Genomic DNA, 13,211 nt, shown 5'->3' on the forward strand with positions numbered 1-13,211 from the left:
GAACCGGCAGCCGGGCGCCCGCGCTAAAGGCCGTGCGCCATCCGGGCCCGTGCCGGATCATGGAGGTCATGTCTGCCAAGCCTCAGGACTCCCTGCCGATTCGGCTCAATGTCGACGACAGCGACTCACCGTCGGATGTGGTCGACGCGCTCTTCCTCGGCCGTTTCGCGACGGGCGAGCAGCCTCACTCGCACAGTTCGTCCATCGACCGCGTCAGGTCCGGCGCCTCCCTGCTGCCGGCGGGTGCCACGGTGCTGCGCTCCGCCCGTGACACCGACCGCAGCGCCACCCTCGCCGAGGGCGAGGGCTGGACGCTGCTCGTCTCCCGCTGGAACCGGGGCGCGGACGTCACGGTGACCGCGACCAGCGCCGAACTCGCCGAGAAGGTGCACGGCGAGGCGACCGCGGGCGCGCAGGACGAGCCCGAACCGGTGCCCGAGAACGTGACCATGGGGTTCTGGTACGACTCGCCGCGCCGGGGACCGCACCGGACGACCCGTCAGATCGCGGCCGGCACCTGGGACGAGGTCAGGGTCAACTACACGGCGCCGGTGGCCGACGCGATGGACCGGCTGATGAAGGTGACACCCGACGACATCGCGGGCCGGCTGCTCCTGCTGCACGGCCCGCCTGGCACCGGGAAGACCTCGGCGCTGCGGACGCTGGCCCGGTCGTGGCGGGACTGGTGCCAGGTGGACTGCGTCCTGGACCCGGAGCGGCTGTTCAACGACGTCGGCTATCTGATGGACATCGCGATCGGCGAGGACGAGGGTTCGGCGAAGGGCCGCTGGCGGCTGCTGCTCCTGGAGGACTGCGACGAGCTGATCCGCGGCGAGGCCAAGCACACGGCGGGCCAGGCGCTCTCGCGGCTGCTGAACCTGACCGACGGGCTGCTGGGCCAGGGCAGGAGCGTGCTGGTGGGCGTGACGACCAACGAGGATCTGGAGCGGCTCCACCCGGCGGTCGTCAGGCCCGGCCGCTGTCTGGCCCGTATCGAGGTCGGCTCGCTGACCCGCCCGGAGGCGGAGAGCTGGCTGGGCCGGGAGGAGGGCGACTGGGAGGGAGCGGTGGGCCGCGAAGGGGCCACGCTGGCCGAGCTGTTCGCGCTCCGTCGCGGCGGCGGCCCGACGTCGGTCCCGGGGCAGTCGAAGGGCACGGACGCGGGCCTGTACCTGTAGATCCCGGACACGGACGCCGGACGCGATCCCCTCTGTCCGTTTTTTGGCGATACCTCCCTGTCAGAGCTAAAATGACAACATGACTTCGGTCGAGCTCTCCGACTCGCTCGCCGATGTGCTGGCAGGAGTTCAGCGCATGATCCGGCGGCGGCTGAGGGCCGGCACGGCGGCCCCGCGGTTGCGGGGCGCGCAGATCGATCTGCTGCGGCTGGTCGGAACGAGGCCCGGAATCCGGGTGTCCGACGCGGCGAAGGAGCTGTATCTCGCCGGGAACTCGGTCTCCACGCTGGCGAACCAGCTCAGCCGGGCCGGTTATCTGCGTCGCGAGACCGATCCCGCCGACCACCGGTCCGTCCTGCTGCTGCCGACCGTAGCGGCGACCGCGCGCCTGGCCGACTGGCAGGCGCGGCGCTCCGCGCTGGTGCGCGAGCAGGTGGACCGGCTGACCCGCGAGGAGCGGGCCGCGCTTGCCGCGGCGCTGCCGGCGCTGCGCAGGCTCGCCCGGAATCTGCGTGAGGAAGCGGAGGACGTATGACCGACAGAGACCTTCCCGGCGCCGCCGACGCCACCACCGGCGCCACCGACAGCGGCGGCGAGGCCGTGAGCTGCCGCGGCCTGGACTACTCCTTCGGCGACACCAAGGCCGTCGACGGCCTCGACCTGTCCGTCCGCACCGGCGAGATCTTCGGTCTGCTCGGCCCCAACGGCGCCGGCAAGACCACCGCGATCCGCTGTGTCACCACGCTGTTGCCGGTCCCCGCGGAGAAGGTCGAGGTGTTCGGACACGACGCCGCGAACGAGAAGATGGCGGTACGGCGCCTGCTCGGGTACGTACCGCAGCAGCTCTCCGCCGACGCCGCGATGACCGGCCGCGAGAACGTGACACTGTTCGCCCGCGTCTTCGACGTCCCGCGCCGCGAGCGCGCCGCACGCGTCGGGCAGGCCCTGGAGGCGGTCGGTCTCACCGGCGCCGCCGACCGGATGGCCGCGACCTACTCGGGCGGCATGATCCGCCGGCTGGAACTCGCGCAGGCCCTGGTCAGCGCGCCCCGGCTGCTGATGCTCGACGAGCCGACGATCGGACTCGACCCGATCGCCCGCGGCAGTGTCTGGGAGCACATCAACGCCGTGCGGCGGGCCACCGGTATGACCGTGCTGGTGACCACGCACTACATGGACGAGGCCGAACAGTACTGCGACCGCGTCGGGTTGATGCACCAGGGGCGGATCCACGCGCTCGGCACCTCCGGCGAACTCCGCGCGGAGCTGCGCGAACGCCGCCGTGGGACTTTTGGCCCGGCGGCGCGGAGCGACTTCGAACCGACGCTGGAGGACGTCTTCCGCGACGTGGCCGGCCAGGGTCTGGACGAGGAGGGAGGCGACTTCCGCGATGTCAGGAGCACCCGGCGGACAGCGTCCCGCGTCGGCTGAGGCCGCCGGGCCCGGCCGGTTCGACCTGCTGCTCGTACCGCCCCGGCCCCGCACGGGCTGGCGGGTACTGCCCGCCCGGGTCATGGCCATGTGCGTGGTCGAACTCCAGAAACTGCGCCACGACCGTACGGAGCTCTACACCCGCGCGATCCAGCCCGCGCTCTGGCTGCTGATCTTCGGCGAGACGTTCACGCGCATCAAGGCCATCCCGACCGGCGGCATCCCCTACATCGACTTCCTCGCGCCCGGCATCATCGCCCAGTCCGCGATGTTCATCGCGATCTTCTACGGCATCATGATCATCTGGGAACGGGACGCGGGCATCCTGACCAAGCTGCTCGTCACTCCGACCCCGAGATCCGCCCTGGTCAGCGGCAAGGCGTTCGCCTCCGGGGTGAAGGCGCTGATCCAGGCGGCCGTGGTGATCCTCATCGCCGCCGCGCTCGGGGTGGGGCTGACCTGGAACCCGCTGAAACTGCTCGGGCTCGCGGTCGCCGTGATCCTCGGTTCGGCGTTCTTCTCCTGCCTGTCGATCACGATCGCGGGCATCGTGCTCACCCGGGACCGGCTGATGGGCATCGGCCAGGCCATCACCATGCCGCTGTTCTTCGCGTCGAACGCGCTCTATCCGGTGGCGATCATGCCCGGCTGGCTCCAGGTGATCAGCAAGATCAACCCACTCAGCTACCAGGTGGACGCCCTGCGCGGACTCCTGCTCGGTACGCCGTCCCATCTGCTGCTCGACTACGGCGTACTGGCCTTCGCGGCGCTGGTGGGCATCACGGCGGCCTCGTCACTGCTCGGCCGCCTGGCGAGATGATCCCGGCCGATCCCCTGGGCCGGGCCACGGCCTCGGGGGCGCCCGCGAAGGAGCGCCGTCCGCCCGAAGGGCGGGGCCCGCGGCGGCTGGTGCGGCGCGTCGCGAGGCGGAGGATCGGCGTTGTGGATGGACCTGCCGTACTCGGCCGGGTCCGACAACGCGGCGAGGTGCCGTACCAGGCGCCGCGGGCCGGGCGGGACTTCGCGGACACGGCCTAGCGCGAGTACGCCGCCCGTACCGCGTCCTCGGCCAGGGCCAGCGCGTCCGCGCGGGCCAGGCCCAGGCGGCGCGCCTGCTGTGCGTACTCCTGGGCGGCGGCCGCCGCCTTGCGGTCGGCCGCGTCGCCCGCCGCCGCGACGAACGTGCCGTTGCGGCCGCGCGTCTCGATCACCCCGTCCGCCTCCAGGGCCCGGTAGGCCTTGGCGACGGTGTTCGCCGCGAGGCCGAGTTCCTCGGCGAAGCCCCGTACCGTCGGCAGCTTGTGCCCCACGGGCAGCGCGCCCGAGCGGGCCAGTTCGGAGATCTGGGTGCGCAACTGCTCGTACGGAGCGGTCGCCGCGTCGTCGTCGATGGAGATCTTCAAGGTCACGGTCCCGATTGTCCCCCATCCCCGGGCGTCCGCCCCCGCGTTCCGGGACAGCGAAAATGGGAGGCGTGCCGGTGGTACGCCCACGTAGCGTGCCGGTTCATGACTGTGATCGTTCGTGATTTCCGCCCGGCCGACGCCCCGGCCGTCGTCCGTGTCCGGCGCGCCTGCGTGCCGTACGCCGTGACGACCGAGGAGGCCCTGCACTTCGCCGTGCGGAGCGCCAACCCCGCCTCGAAGTACCGGCTGTTGGTCGCCGAGGACGGCGGGGAGGTGATCGGCACCTCGCACGTCTCGCTCGCCTACGACAGCGACGAGCCGGGCCAGTCCCGGGTCAACCCCCATGTGCACCCCGACCACAGGGGCAAGGGCGTGGGATCGGCGATCCTGCGGACGGCCGAGGAGCATCTGGCCGCCGAGGGCGCGACCACGGTCTTCACCTGGGTGAACGACGAGCCCGCGTCCCTCGCCTTCGCCGCCCGCCGGGGCTACTCACCGCTGCGTTCCGCGCACTTCCAGCGGCTGGACCTGGCGGGCGCCGCACTGTCCGGGCCGAAGCTCCCCGACGGCTGCGCGCTGACGACGGCGGCGGACTTCGCCGACGACCCGAGGCCCGTGTTCGAGGCGGACGCCGAGGCCACGTCGGACGAACCGGGCGACGTCGGCACGGACCTCGACGACTACGAGGACTGGCTGAACCACACCTGGAACCACCCCTGTCTGGACCGCGGCCTCAGCACCCTCGTCGTGGCCGGCGGCCGGGTCGTGGCGTTCACCCTGGTCCACACGGACGGTGCGACCACGTATCTGTCCGCCATGACGGGCTCGCTGCGCGAGTACCGCGGCCGGGGTCTGGCCAGGGCCGCCAAGACGGACTCCCTGCGCCGCGCCCGAGCCGCCGGCTACACGGACGCCTTCACCAACAACGACGCGGGCAACGAACCGATGCTCGCCGTCAACTCCCGGTTCGGCTACGGGATCTGCGCCTCGGAGGTACGCCATGTCCGCGGGCTCGTCTGACGCCGCGCGGGACCCCGGGGTCCAGGTGGAGGTGCACCTGGTGAAGGCGGGCCGTACGAAGATCCGCTACCCCGCCACGCTGATCACCGACGACGGCGCGCGGGTCGTGGTGCGCGCACCGTGGGCGGCCGACTCCGTACGGGACTTCGGCTTCGTACGCTTCGAGCCCGGCGACGTCTTCACGGAGCACTACTGGCGAGACCGGTGGTACGCGGTGAAGGAGGTCCGTGCGGGCGACGGCGCGCTCAAGGGCTGGTACTGCGACGTGACGCGGCCGGCGGTCGTGCGCGGCCTCGGAACCGGTGAGCTGCGGTACGAACTCCTGGTCGAGGACCTGGATCTCGATCTCTGGGCGTCGGCGGACGGCACGACGGTCCTGCGTCTCGACGAGGACGAGTTCGAGGAGAGCGGTCTCGCGGACCGGGACCCGGTCGCGGCCGAGGCGGCCCGCCGCGCACTGGACGAGCTGGAACTCCTCGTACGCGACGGCGCGTTCACGAAGCTGTCGGACCGCCTTCCGTCGTAGGGCCCGTGTTGTCCGTCTTGGCCAGCAGCGTCGCGCGCGGCGTGCCGTGCGGGTCGTGGGCGATCGAGTCGGCGTCCTCGTGCCAGTGGATGACGAAGCGCTCCCCCGCGCGGTACGCCTCCAGGCCCGCGCGGCAGTAGGCGACGATGTCGTCCGGGAGCGCGGAGAGCGGGTGCCAGGAGAGGCCCGAGCACTTCTCCGGCTCGCGGTTGTACGGCTCCCAGGGGGTGCGCCCCTCGTCGTAGCGCACCTCGAAGAACCAGCCGGTGCGCGGCCGGCCGCCCGGCCCCCGGTGGTGCATGACCAGGGCCGTACGCAGGTCGCCGGGGTCCAGCTCGGCGCCGATCTCCTCGGACGCCTCGCGGATCATCGCCGCGCGGACGTCCTCACCGTCCTCGACGTGCCCTGCGGGGCTGTTCAGCAGCCCGTCCCCGTATCCGGTGCCGGACCGGCGGGCCAGCAGCACGTCGTCGCCCCGGCGCAGGATCAGATGGACGTCGACCACTTCCGTGTGGCGGCGGCGCTGCGCGGTGTGGGCGATCAGCGCGTAGCGCTCGTCGTCGACGGCGCGGCCCCACAGGGCCGCGTCGGCCGACAGGTGCTCGTGCTGGACGCGCTCGACGAGCGGGGCGAGGGACATCGTGACGCGGGTCGCCGGGAGTCCGGCGCCGGACCAGACGCCTTCGATCAGTATCAGCCGTCCGCCGGGGCGCAGCAGCGACAGCCAGTGGGTCAGCGCCCGGTCCGGGTCGGGCAGCAGCCACAGGACATGGCGGGCCATGATCACGTCGAACGTGCGCTCCCCGACGGGGGGTCTCGCCGCGTCGCCGACGAGCACCTCGGTGTCCGTCCCCGAGAGTTTGGCGCGGGCGAGTCCGACCATGCGCGGCGAGAGGTCGACGGCGCTCACGCGGTGGCCCGACTCGGTGGCGAGAAGGGCGAGGCTGCCGGTGCCGCAGCCGAGATCGAGCACCCTGGACGGCTCGGGCGGCAGCCAGCCGGCGAGCTTGGCGGCCCACGCCTTGCGTACGGTCGGATCGAGCAGCCCGTGGTCGGGCTCCTCGTCGAAGGAGTCTGCGGCGTCGTCCCAGTCGATCGGGGTCATGTGTCGATGGTCCCATCCACGACTGACAGTTCGGACCGGCAGGCGCTCAGTGACGCGCGCACGGTCCGAACTGTCAGGCGGACGGGGCTTGTTCGCGCCCCTGTCGGTCGCGGCGTCAGGCCGAGACCTTGGTCTCCTTCCGGCGGCCCAGCAGGAGCTTGCGCACGAGCGGCCAGCAGACGATCAGCACGACGACGGCGTAGACGGTCACCGAGAACGGCGTGTTGACGAGACCGGTGACGCTTCCGTCGCTGATCTGGAGCGCCCTGCGCATCTGCTGTTCGGCGGCCGGGCCCAGGATGACGCCGATCACCGCCGGCAGGACCGGCAGCCCGTAGCGCCGCATGCCGAACCCGATCAGACCGATGATCAGCAGGATCACCAGGTCCAGCGCCTCTCCGCCGACCGCGTAGGCGCCGACGGCCGCGAAGAAGAGGATGCCCGCGTACAGATAGGGGCGCGGGATGCGCAGCAGCTTCACCCACACGGGAGCGAGCGGCAGGTTCAGTGCCAGCAGCAGCACCATGCCGACGAACAGTGAGGCGATCAGGCCCCACACCAGCTCCGACTCGCGCTCGAACAGCAGCGGTCCGGGCTGGATGCCGTACTGCTGGAAGGCGGCCAGCATCACGGCGGCGACGGCGGTCGTCGGCAGCCCGAGCGTCAGCATCGACACGAGCGTGCCCGCGGCCGAGGCCGACGCGGCCGACTCGGGTCCGGCGACGCCCTCGATGGCGCCCTTGCCGAACTGCTTCCTGTTCTTGGAGAGGCGCTTCTCGGTGACGTAGGAGAGGAACGTCGGGATCTCCGCGCCGCCGGCCGGGATCGCGCCGAACGGGAAGCCGATGAGCGGCCCGCGCAGCCACGGCTTCCAGGTGCGGCTCACGTCGTCCTTGCCGAGCCAGGGGCGGCCGACGGGGACCGGCTCGCCCGACGAGCGCCGCAGGTGGGCGGCGACCCACAGGGCCTCGCCGATCGCGAAGAGACCGACCGCGACTATCACGACGTCGATGCCGTCGGCGAGTTCGAGCGTGCCGAAGGTGAGGCGCTGCTGGCCGGTCATCTGGTCGAGGCCCACCAGGCCGATGGTGAGGCCGATGAGCAGGGAGGCGAGTCCGCGGATCCGGGACGAGCCGAGGACCGAGGTGACGGCGATGAACGCCAGCACCATGATGGCGAAGTAGTCGGGGGCGCCGATGTCGACGGCGAGGGAGGCGACGGTCGGGGCGAGGACGACCAGCAGGATCGTGCCGATCATGCCGCCGACGAAGTGACCGCCCGCGGCGGCGGCGAGCGCCTGCGCGCCGCGTCCCGCCTTGGCCATCGGGTTGCCCTCGATGGCGGCGACGACCGCCGCGCTCTCACCGGGGGTGTTGAGCAGGATCGAAGTGGTGGAGCCGCCGAACATGGCGCCGTAGTAGATGCCGGCGAACATGATGAACGCGCCGGTCGGCTCCAGGCCGTAGGTGACGGGGAGCAGCAGGGCGACGGCCATGGCCGGGCCGATGCCGGGCAGGACGCCGATCGCGGTGCCGAGCAGTACGCCGACGGCGGCCCAGAGCAGATTGATAGGCGTGAGCGCCGTACCGAAGCCGTCGATCAGGGAGTTGAGGGAGTCCACTGTCTAGATCACTCCCATCAGCGGGCCACCGGGGAGGGGGACGCCGAGCAGGTTGTTGAAGAGGAAGTAGGTGACGAGGGAGAGGCCCGCGGCGATGAGCGGGTCGCGGTGGAGGTGGCGGCTGCCGAGTGCGTAGGCGGAGCCCCAGAAGAGCAGGGCCCCCGATATCGGGAAGCCGAGGGGTCCGATGAGTACGGCGTTGCCGAGGAAGACACCGGCGAGCAGCAGCACGGTGCGCCAGTCGCTGGGTTCGCTCAGGTCGATGTCCTCGCCGGTCTCGGACTCGCCCCGGCCACCGCGCAGGACGTCGGCGCAGAGGAGCGCGGCGACGACGAGCAGGCCGATGCCGACGACGATCGGCACGGTCTTGGGGCCGATCGGGCCGCGCTGGGTGATGTCGACGTCCATGGTGAGGGCGTCGGTGAGGACGAGGATCCCGAGGACGAGCAGCATGAGGCTGACGCCGAGTTCGGAGTGTTCGCGCAGCCAGCCGCGGGACGTGGGGGCCTGCGCCTCGGGAGAGGTGTTCGGTTCGGTGGTCACAGCCCGAGCTCCTTCAGGACGGATTGCACGCGCTTGTCCTCGGCGGCGAGGAAGTCGCCGAATTTGTCACCGGTGAGGAAGGCGTCGTCCCAGCCGTTCTTCTTCAGCGATTCCTTCCACTGCGGTGAGGCGTGCAGCTTCTCGAAGAAGGCGATGAGCTTGTCGCGCTGGGCGTCGGAGATCCCGGGCGGTGCGACGACGCCGCGCCAGTTGGTGAAGTCGGTGTCGAGGCCCGCCTCGCGCAGGGTGGGCGCGTCCATGCCGGGGGTGCGTTCGGGGCCGGTGACGGCCAGCAGCCGCAGCTCGCCCGCCTCGATCTGGTCGCGGTACTCACCGAGACCGGAGACGCCGAAGGCGACCTTGTTGCCGAGGATGGAGGCGAGGAGTTCGCCGCCGCCGTCGAAGGGAACGTAGTTGACGGTCTTGGGCGCGATTCCGGCGGCCCGCGCCATCAGCATGGGGGCGAGGTGGTCGGGTCCGCCGGGGGACGATCCGCCGCCGACGGGCAGTTTCGCCGGGTTCTTCTTCCATGCCGCGACGAGGTCGTTGATCGTCTTGTACGGCGAGTCCTTGGCGACGACGACGATGTCGGTCTCCTCGCTGATGCGGGCGATCGGCGTCGTGTCGGCAAGGGTCTCGTGCGAGTTGTTGGTGCGTACGGCGCCGACGACGCCGAGGCCCATGGAGACCACGAGCTTGCCGTTGCCGTGCTCGCTCACGGCGCGCGCGAGACCGACGGTGCCGCCGGCTCCGGGCAGGTTGAAGACCTCGATGTTGTGGTTGAGCTCGGCGTCCTCGGCGTTCTTGGCCATGGTGCGGGCGGTGATGTCGTAGCCGCCGCCCGGGGTGTTGGGGACCATGAACCGCAGGCCGGGTATCTGGGTACCGGTGTCGTCGCCACTGCCCTTGGAAAGCAGCGGCGGACCCACCAGCACCATCAGCGCGGCCCCGAGGAGGGCGAGGGGAGTGCGGAATCGCACGTGAGCCGCCTTTCAGGGAATCAAGTGGTAGGGCAGTGAGGTGGCCCACATGTTGCCTTCGCGTTAAGAAGCTGTCTCTCTTCCGGAATCAACGGACGTTGTGGTCGTTGCGGTCGCGGCTTAGCGTGACGGCGTGACAAAAGTGCTGGTGGTGGACGACGACTTCATGGTCGCGAAACTGCACGGCCGCTATGTGTCCGCGATGGACGGGTTTGAGGTCGTCGGCGTGGCGCACAGCGGTGCCGAAGCGCTGCGCGCGGCCGAGGTGCGCCGCCCTGACCTGGTGCTTCTTGACATCTATCTGCCCGACATGGACGGGATCGCCGTGCTGCGCGAGCTGCGGGCGGCGGAGGAGCGGGACGCGGCCCGTACGAGCGTGGACGCCCTGTTCATCACGGCGGCGCGGGACGCGGGCGTCATCCGCTCGGCGCTGCGGGCGGGGGCGCTGCACTATCTGATCAAGCCCTTCAGCCAGTCCGCGCTCCAGGAGCAGCTGCGGCACGTGGCGTCGCTGCGGACCCGGCTCGACCGGCTGGGCGAGGCGCGGCAGGAGGACGTCGACCAGATCTTCGGCACCCGCCCGCCGGGCTCCCGCGAGCTTCCGAAGGGGCTGGCCGCGCACACGGCGGAGCTGGTCGAGCGCACGCTGCGCCGCCACGCGGAGGGTCTGTCGGCGACGCAGTGCGCCGACGAGGGCGCGCTGTCACGGGTCAGCGCGCGGCGCTATCTGGAGTACTTCGCCGACACGGGCCGGGCGGAGGTCACGCTGCGGTACGGGGGGACTGGCCGCCCGGAGCGCTGCTACCGCTGGGTGGGGTGAGGGCGCCCCGGGTCCCGTCGTCGAAGACCGGCGGCGGGGCGGGTGCGCGAGTGGGGCCGGGCCGGCGGAGGGCGGCCCGGATCCGCTCGGTCATCCGCCCGACTGGATGTCCCCCCGGGTGGAGGACGTGATGGCGTCCCCGTGGGCGAAGTCGCCCGGCGGGATGCCCGGATGGTGCCCGTCCCCGTCGGCGGGCACCGGCGCCGCCGCTGCCGCCGGGCCGAGGGTGAGCCGGGAGACGATGCGGTAGCGGTCGCCCCGGTAGAGCGAGTGGACGTACTCCACGGGCCGGCCGGTGGTGTCCGAGGTCAGCCGTTCGAAGAGCAGCGCCGGGGAGAGTTCGGGCACGTCGAGGAATCCGGCCTCCGCGCGGGTGACGACGGTCGGTTCGATGGCCTGCACCGCCTCGTGGACGTGCACCCCGTGGGTGTCCCGCAGATGCTCGTAGAGATCGCCGTTCTCCAGCTCCTGGGCCGACAGGCCGGGCGCGAGCGCCGCCCTGATGTGCAGGTGCTCGATGGCCATCGGGGCGCCGTCGACGAGCCGCAGCCGGGCGACGTAGAGGATGTCCTCGGCAGGTGACATGCGGAGTTTGCGGCCGACGCGGGCGCCGGCCTGGTGGGTGGTGAACTCCAGCAGCCGGCTCGACCAGGTGCCGGCCGCCCGCGGCACGGTCAGGGTGAGGTCCGCGGAGACCAGCTCCTGGGTGATCTTCGCGGGGGCGACGAACATGCCGCGGCCGTGTTCGCGGACCAGGAGACCGGCGGCCACGAGTTCGTCGATCGCCGAGCGCACGGTGGGCCGCGACACCCCGAGCAGCGCGCACAGGGCGCGTTCGGACGGGATGGCGTCCCCGGGGCTGCGCGATTCGATCAGTTCCAGGACGGCATCACGGGCCCGCTCCCGTTTGAGCACCGTCCCGGGTACGTCGACATCCATGGTGTCCCCCTCCGGACGCCCGCCTCACTTACCGGCCCGATCAGTTTTACCAGTCTTACCAGTTCACGCGACCAGTGCACCAACTGATGCCACTGGCCAGGTCAAGTGTAGCCGTCACCGGGAGAGCGAAAGCACCCACGAAGTCCGGCCAGATCACCAATGCCCTTTGTCTCGCAGGGGGTTGACGGTCCCATTGGTCTATGCCACCTTCGTCCAGCATCAAGAGGTGAGCTGTCCAGTGAGCCTCACTGGTCAGGTGGTCAGGTCTTGCTCTGTCAGGGGTGAATCGTGAAGTACCGCTTGCTCGCCGGTGGGTCCGTGCTCGTCGTGGCCGCCGTGCTCAGTGCCTGCAGTGCCTCCTCCGGCTCCGCCGGGGACGGTGGCGACGGACGGACGACGGTCGATGTCTGGCTGATGCGTGACAGCGTCTCGGCCGCGTTCCAGAAGGAGTTCGTGAAGGGCTTCGAGGCCGCGCACCCGAGGATCAGGGCCAAGGTCCAGATCCAGGAGTGGGACGGCATCGGCCAGAAGATCACCGCCGCACTCGCCGGCAACGACGCCCCCGACGTCATCGAGGTGGGCAACACCCAGGTCGCGCAGTTCGCGTCGAGCGGCGGACTGCTCGATCTCAGCGACAGCGAGGGGGAGTTGAAGGGCGAGGACTGGCTGAAGGGGCTCGCCGAGCCGGGATCGTACGAGGGACGGCAGTACGGCATCCCGTACTACGCGGCGAACCGGGTCGTCGTCTACCGCACCGACCTCTTCGAGCGGGCGGGCATCGACGCGACCGCGATCAGGACGCGCGAGCAGTGGATCGAGGCGACCACGAAGCTCAACAAGGGCGATACGCAGGGCATTTATCTGCCCGGCCAGCTCTGGTACGCGCTGGGCGGCTTCATCTGGGACGAGGGCGGCGACTTCGCCACCGGGTCGGGCGGGAAGTGGAAGGGCGCGCTGGACACACCGCAGGCCCTGCGCGGCATGGAGTTCTACGCGCGCCTCCAGGCACTGGGCAGGGGCCCCAAGGACTCCGACGAGGACGATCCGCCGCAGGCCGAGGTGATGGCGAAGGGGCAGGTGGCGCAGATCCTCGCCACGCCGGGGCTGGCCAACACCGTCATCGAGAACAACGCCCGGCTCAAGGGAAAGCTGGGGTTCTTCCCGATTCCGGGCAAGACCGCCGACACTCCGGGCGCCGTCTTCACCGGCGGCTCCGACCTGGTGATCCCCGCCGCGGCCGGTGACCCGGACGAGGCGCTGACGCTCGTCAAGGAGCTGACGGGCGACACCTGGCAGAAGAAGCTCGCCCTCGCCATGAGTTATGTGCCGAACCGGACCACGCTGGCACCGGCCGTGGCCGGCGACCCGGGTGCCTCCGCGATGGCGGCCGGCGCGGCGAACGGGCGCGCGACGCCCAACACGCCCGGCTGGGCGGCGGTCGAGGCCGAGAACCCGGTCAAGGACTACATGACCGCGGTCCTCGTCGGCGGCGACGCCGCGAAGGAAGCGGCGAAGGCGTCGCAGGACATCACCCGGGCCATGAACGCCGGCTCGTGACCCCCGGAGGCGGGCGCGGGCTCCCCCGCGCGCCGCTCCCGGCCCCCGTACACCTCCGTGAGGGACCGCTTCGAGAGGAGGCACC

The 13,211-nt window shown here is 71.2% G+C and carries 14 protein-coding genes; 8 read left to right on the forward strand and 6 right to left on the reverse strand.

Annotation, left to right across the window (positions count from 1 at the left end):
* Positions 1 to 68: 68 nt before the first annotated feature.
* The 4 genes from GXP76_RS17190 (at position 69) to GXP76_RS17205 (ending at position 3,429) form a co-directional block, all read left to right on the forward strand.
* Positions 69 to 1,178 (forward strand): DUF5925 domain-containing protein, encoded by a 1,110-nt coding sequence (locus tag GXP76_RS17190; protein ID WP_242572414.1) that lies wholly within the window; start codon positions 69 to 71, stop codon positions 1,176 to 1,178.
* A 79-nt stretch (positions 1,179 to 1,257) separates the two neighbouring features.
* Complete coding sequence (locus tag GXP76_RS17195; protein ID WP_242572415.1) at positions 1,258 to 1,713, forward strand: MarR family winged helix-turn-helix transcriptional regulator; 456 nt, start codon at positions 1,258 to 1,260, stop codon at positions 1,711 to 1,713.
* Positions 1,710 to 2,609, forward strand: a complete 900-nt coding sequence (locus tag GXP76_RS17200; RefSeq protein ID WP_242572416.1) for an ABC transporter ATP-binding protein — start codon at positions 1,710 to 1,712, stop codon at positions 2,607 to 2,609. The genes GXP76_RS17195 and GXP76_RS17200 overlap by 4 nt, the downstream gene beginning before the upstream one ends.
* The gene (locus GXP76_RS17205; RefSeq protein WP_242572417.1) at positions 2,569 to 3,429 is read left to right on the forward strand and encodes an ABC transporter permease; all 861 of its coding nucleotides are present in this window, start codon (positions 2,569 to 2,571) and stop codon (positions 3,427 to 3,429) included. The genes GXP76_RS17200 and GXP76_RS17205 overlap by 41 nt, the downstream gene beginning before the upstream one ends.
* Positions 3,430 to 3,643: 214 nt before the next feature.
* Here the strand turns inward: GXP76_RS17205 and GXP76_RS17210 are convergent, their stop codons facing one another.
* On the reverse strand, positions 3,644 to 4,018 hold the full coding sequence (locus tag GXP76_RS17210; RefSeq protein WP_242572418.1) for a GntR family transcriptional regulator: 375 nt from the start codon (positions 4,016 to 4,018) through the stop codon (positions 3,644 to 3,646).
* A gap of 99 nt (positions 4,019 to 4,117) precedes the next feature.
* On the opposite strand from GXP76_RS17210, the gene GXP76_RS17215 reads away from it, so the two are divergent.
* Together GXP76_RS17215 and GXP76_RS17220 are read left to right on the forward strand one after the other, a co-directional pair.
* The gene (locus tag GXP76_RS17215) at positions 4,118 to 5,035 is read left to right on the forward strand and encodes a GNAT family N-acetyltransferase (RefSeq protein ID WP_242572419.1); all 918 of its coding nucleotides are present in this window, start codon (positions 4,118 to 4,120) and stop codon (positions 5,033 to 5,035) included.
* Positions 5,016 to 5,561 (forward strand): DUF402 domain-containing protein, encoded by a 546-nt coding sequence (locus GXP76_RS17220; RefSeq protein WP_242572420.1) that lies wholly within the window; start codon positions 5,016 to 5,018, stop codon positions 5,559 to 5,561. Before GXP76_RS17215 ends, GXP76_RS17220 begins: the two co-directional genes overlap by 20 nt.
* On the opposite strand, the gene GXP76_RS17225 is transcribed toward GXP76_RS17220, so the two are convergent.
* The 4 genes from GXP76_RS17225 to GXP76_RS17240 all read right to left on the reverse strand — a co-directional run bounded on the left by GXP76_RS17225 (position 5,530) and on the right by GXP76_RS17240 (position 9,810).
* Positions 5,530 to 6,666, reverse strand: a complete 1,137-nt coding sequence (locus GXP76_RS17225; RefSeq protein WP_242572421.1) for a methyltransferase domain-containing protein — start codon at positions 6,664 to 6,666, stop codon at positions 5,530 to 5,532. The two genes, GXP76_RS17220 and GXP76_RS17225, sit on opposite strands and share 32 nt — an antisense overlap.
* Positions 6,667 to 6,781: 115 nt before the next feature.
* The gene (locus tag GXP76_RS17230; protein ID WP_242572422.1) at positions 6,782 to 8,287 is read right to left on the reverse strand and encodes a tripartite tricarboxylate transporter permease; all 1,506 of its coding nucleotides are present in this window, start codon (positions 8,285 to 8,287) and stop codon (positions 6,782 to 6,784) included.
* 3 nt (positions 8,288 to 8,290) lie between these two features.
* Complete coding sequence (locus GXP76_RS17235; RefSeq protein WP_242572423.1) at positions 8,291 to 8,830, reverse strand: tripartite tricarboxylate transporter TctB family protein; 540 nt, start codon at positions 8,828 to 8,830, stop codon at positions 8,291 to 8,293.
* Complete coding sequence (locus GXP76_RS17240) at positions 8,827 to 9,810, reverse strand: tripartite tricarboxylate transporter substrate binding protein (RefSeq protein WP_078078082.1); 984 nt, start codon at positions 9,808 to 9,810, stop codon at positions 8,827 to 8,829. Before GXP76_RS17240 ends, GXP76_RS17235 begins: the two co-directional genes overlap by 4 nt.
* A gap of 142 nt (positions 9,811 to 9,952) precedes the next feature.
* Between GXP76_RS17240 and GXP76_RS17245 the strand changes: the two genes are divergently transcribed.
* Positions 9,953 to 10,630, forward strand: coding sequence for a response regulator (locus GXP76_RS17245; RefSeq protein ID WP_308354151.1), 678 nt, complete (start codon positions 9,953 to 9,955; stop codon positions 10,628 to 10,630).
* A 90-nt stretch (positions 10,631 to 10,720) separates the two neighbouring features.
* Here GXP76_RS17245 and GXP76_RS17250 read toward each other — a convergent pair whose 3' ends face one another.
* On the reverse strand, positions 10,721 to 11,569 hold the full coding sequence (locus GXP76_RS17250; protein ID WP_242572425.1) for a GntR family transcriptional regulator: 849 nt from the start codon (positions 11,567 to 11,569) through the stop codon (positions 10,721 to 10,723).
* A gap of 288 nt (positions 11,570 to 11,857) precedes the next feature.
* Here GXP76_RS17250 and GXP76_RS17255 point away from each other — a divergent pair, with 288 nt between their 5' ends.
* Positions 11,858 to 13,126, forward strand: coding sequence for an extracellular solute-binding protein (locus tag GXP76_RS17255; protein ID WP_242572426.1), 1,269 nt, complete (start codon positions 11,858 to 11,860; stop codon positions 13,124 to 13,126).
* Positions 13,127 to 13,211 lie beyond the last annotated feature (85 nt).

The sequence above is a fragment of the Streptomyces sp. NP-1717 genome, assembly GCF_022695985.1.
Taxonomy (GTDB): Bacteria; Actinomycetota; Actinomycetes; order Streptomycetales; family Streptomycetaceae; genus Streptomyces.

What these genes read in the sequence shown, in the direction of transcription:
- GXP76_RS17250 (WP_242572425.1), bottom strand. Translation starts at nt 11,569, where the DNA reads ATGGATGTCGACGTACCCGGGACGGTGCTCAAACGGGAGCGGGCCCGT.
- GXP76_RS17225 (WP_242572421.1), bottom strand. Translation starts at nt 6,666, where the DNA reads ATGACCCCGATCGACTGGGACGACGCCGCAGACTCCTTCGACGAGGAG.
- GXP76_RS17215 (WP_242572419.1), top strand. Translation starts at nt 4,118, where the DNA reads ATGACTGTGATCGTTCGTGATTTCCGCCCGGCCGACGCCCCGGCCGTC.
- GXP76_RS17195 (WP_242572415.1), top strand. Translation starts at nt 1,258, where the DNA reads ATGACTTCGGTCGAGCTCTCCGACTCGCTCGCCGATGTGCTGGCAGGA.
- GXP76_RS17205 (WP_242572417.1), top strand. Translation starts at nt 2,569, where the DNA reads ATGTCAGGAGCACCCGGCGGACAGCGTCCCGCGTCGGCTGAGGCCGCC.
- GXP76_RS17190 (WP_242572414.1), top strand. Translation starts at nt 69, where the DNA reads ATGTCTGCCAAGCCTCAGGACTCCCTGCCGATTCGGCTCAATGTCGAC.
- GXP76_RS17220 (WP_242572420.1), top strand. Translation starts at nt 5,016, where the DNA reads ATGTCCGCGGGCTCGTCTGACGCCGCGCGGGACCCCGGGGTCCAGGTG.
- GXP76_RS17200 (WP_242572416.1), top strand. Translation starts at nt 1,710, where the DNA reads ATGACCGACAGAGACCTTCCCGGCGCCGCCGACGCCACCACCGGCGCC.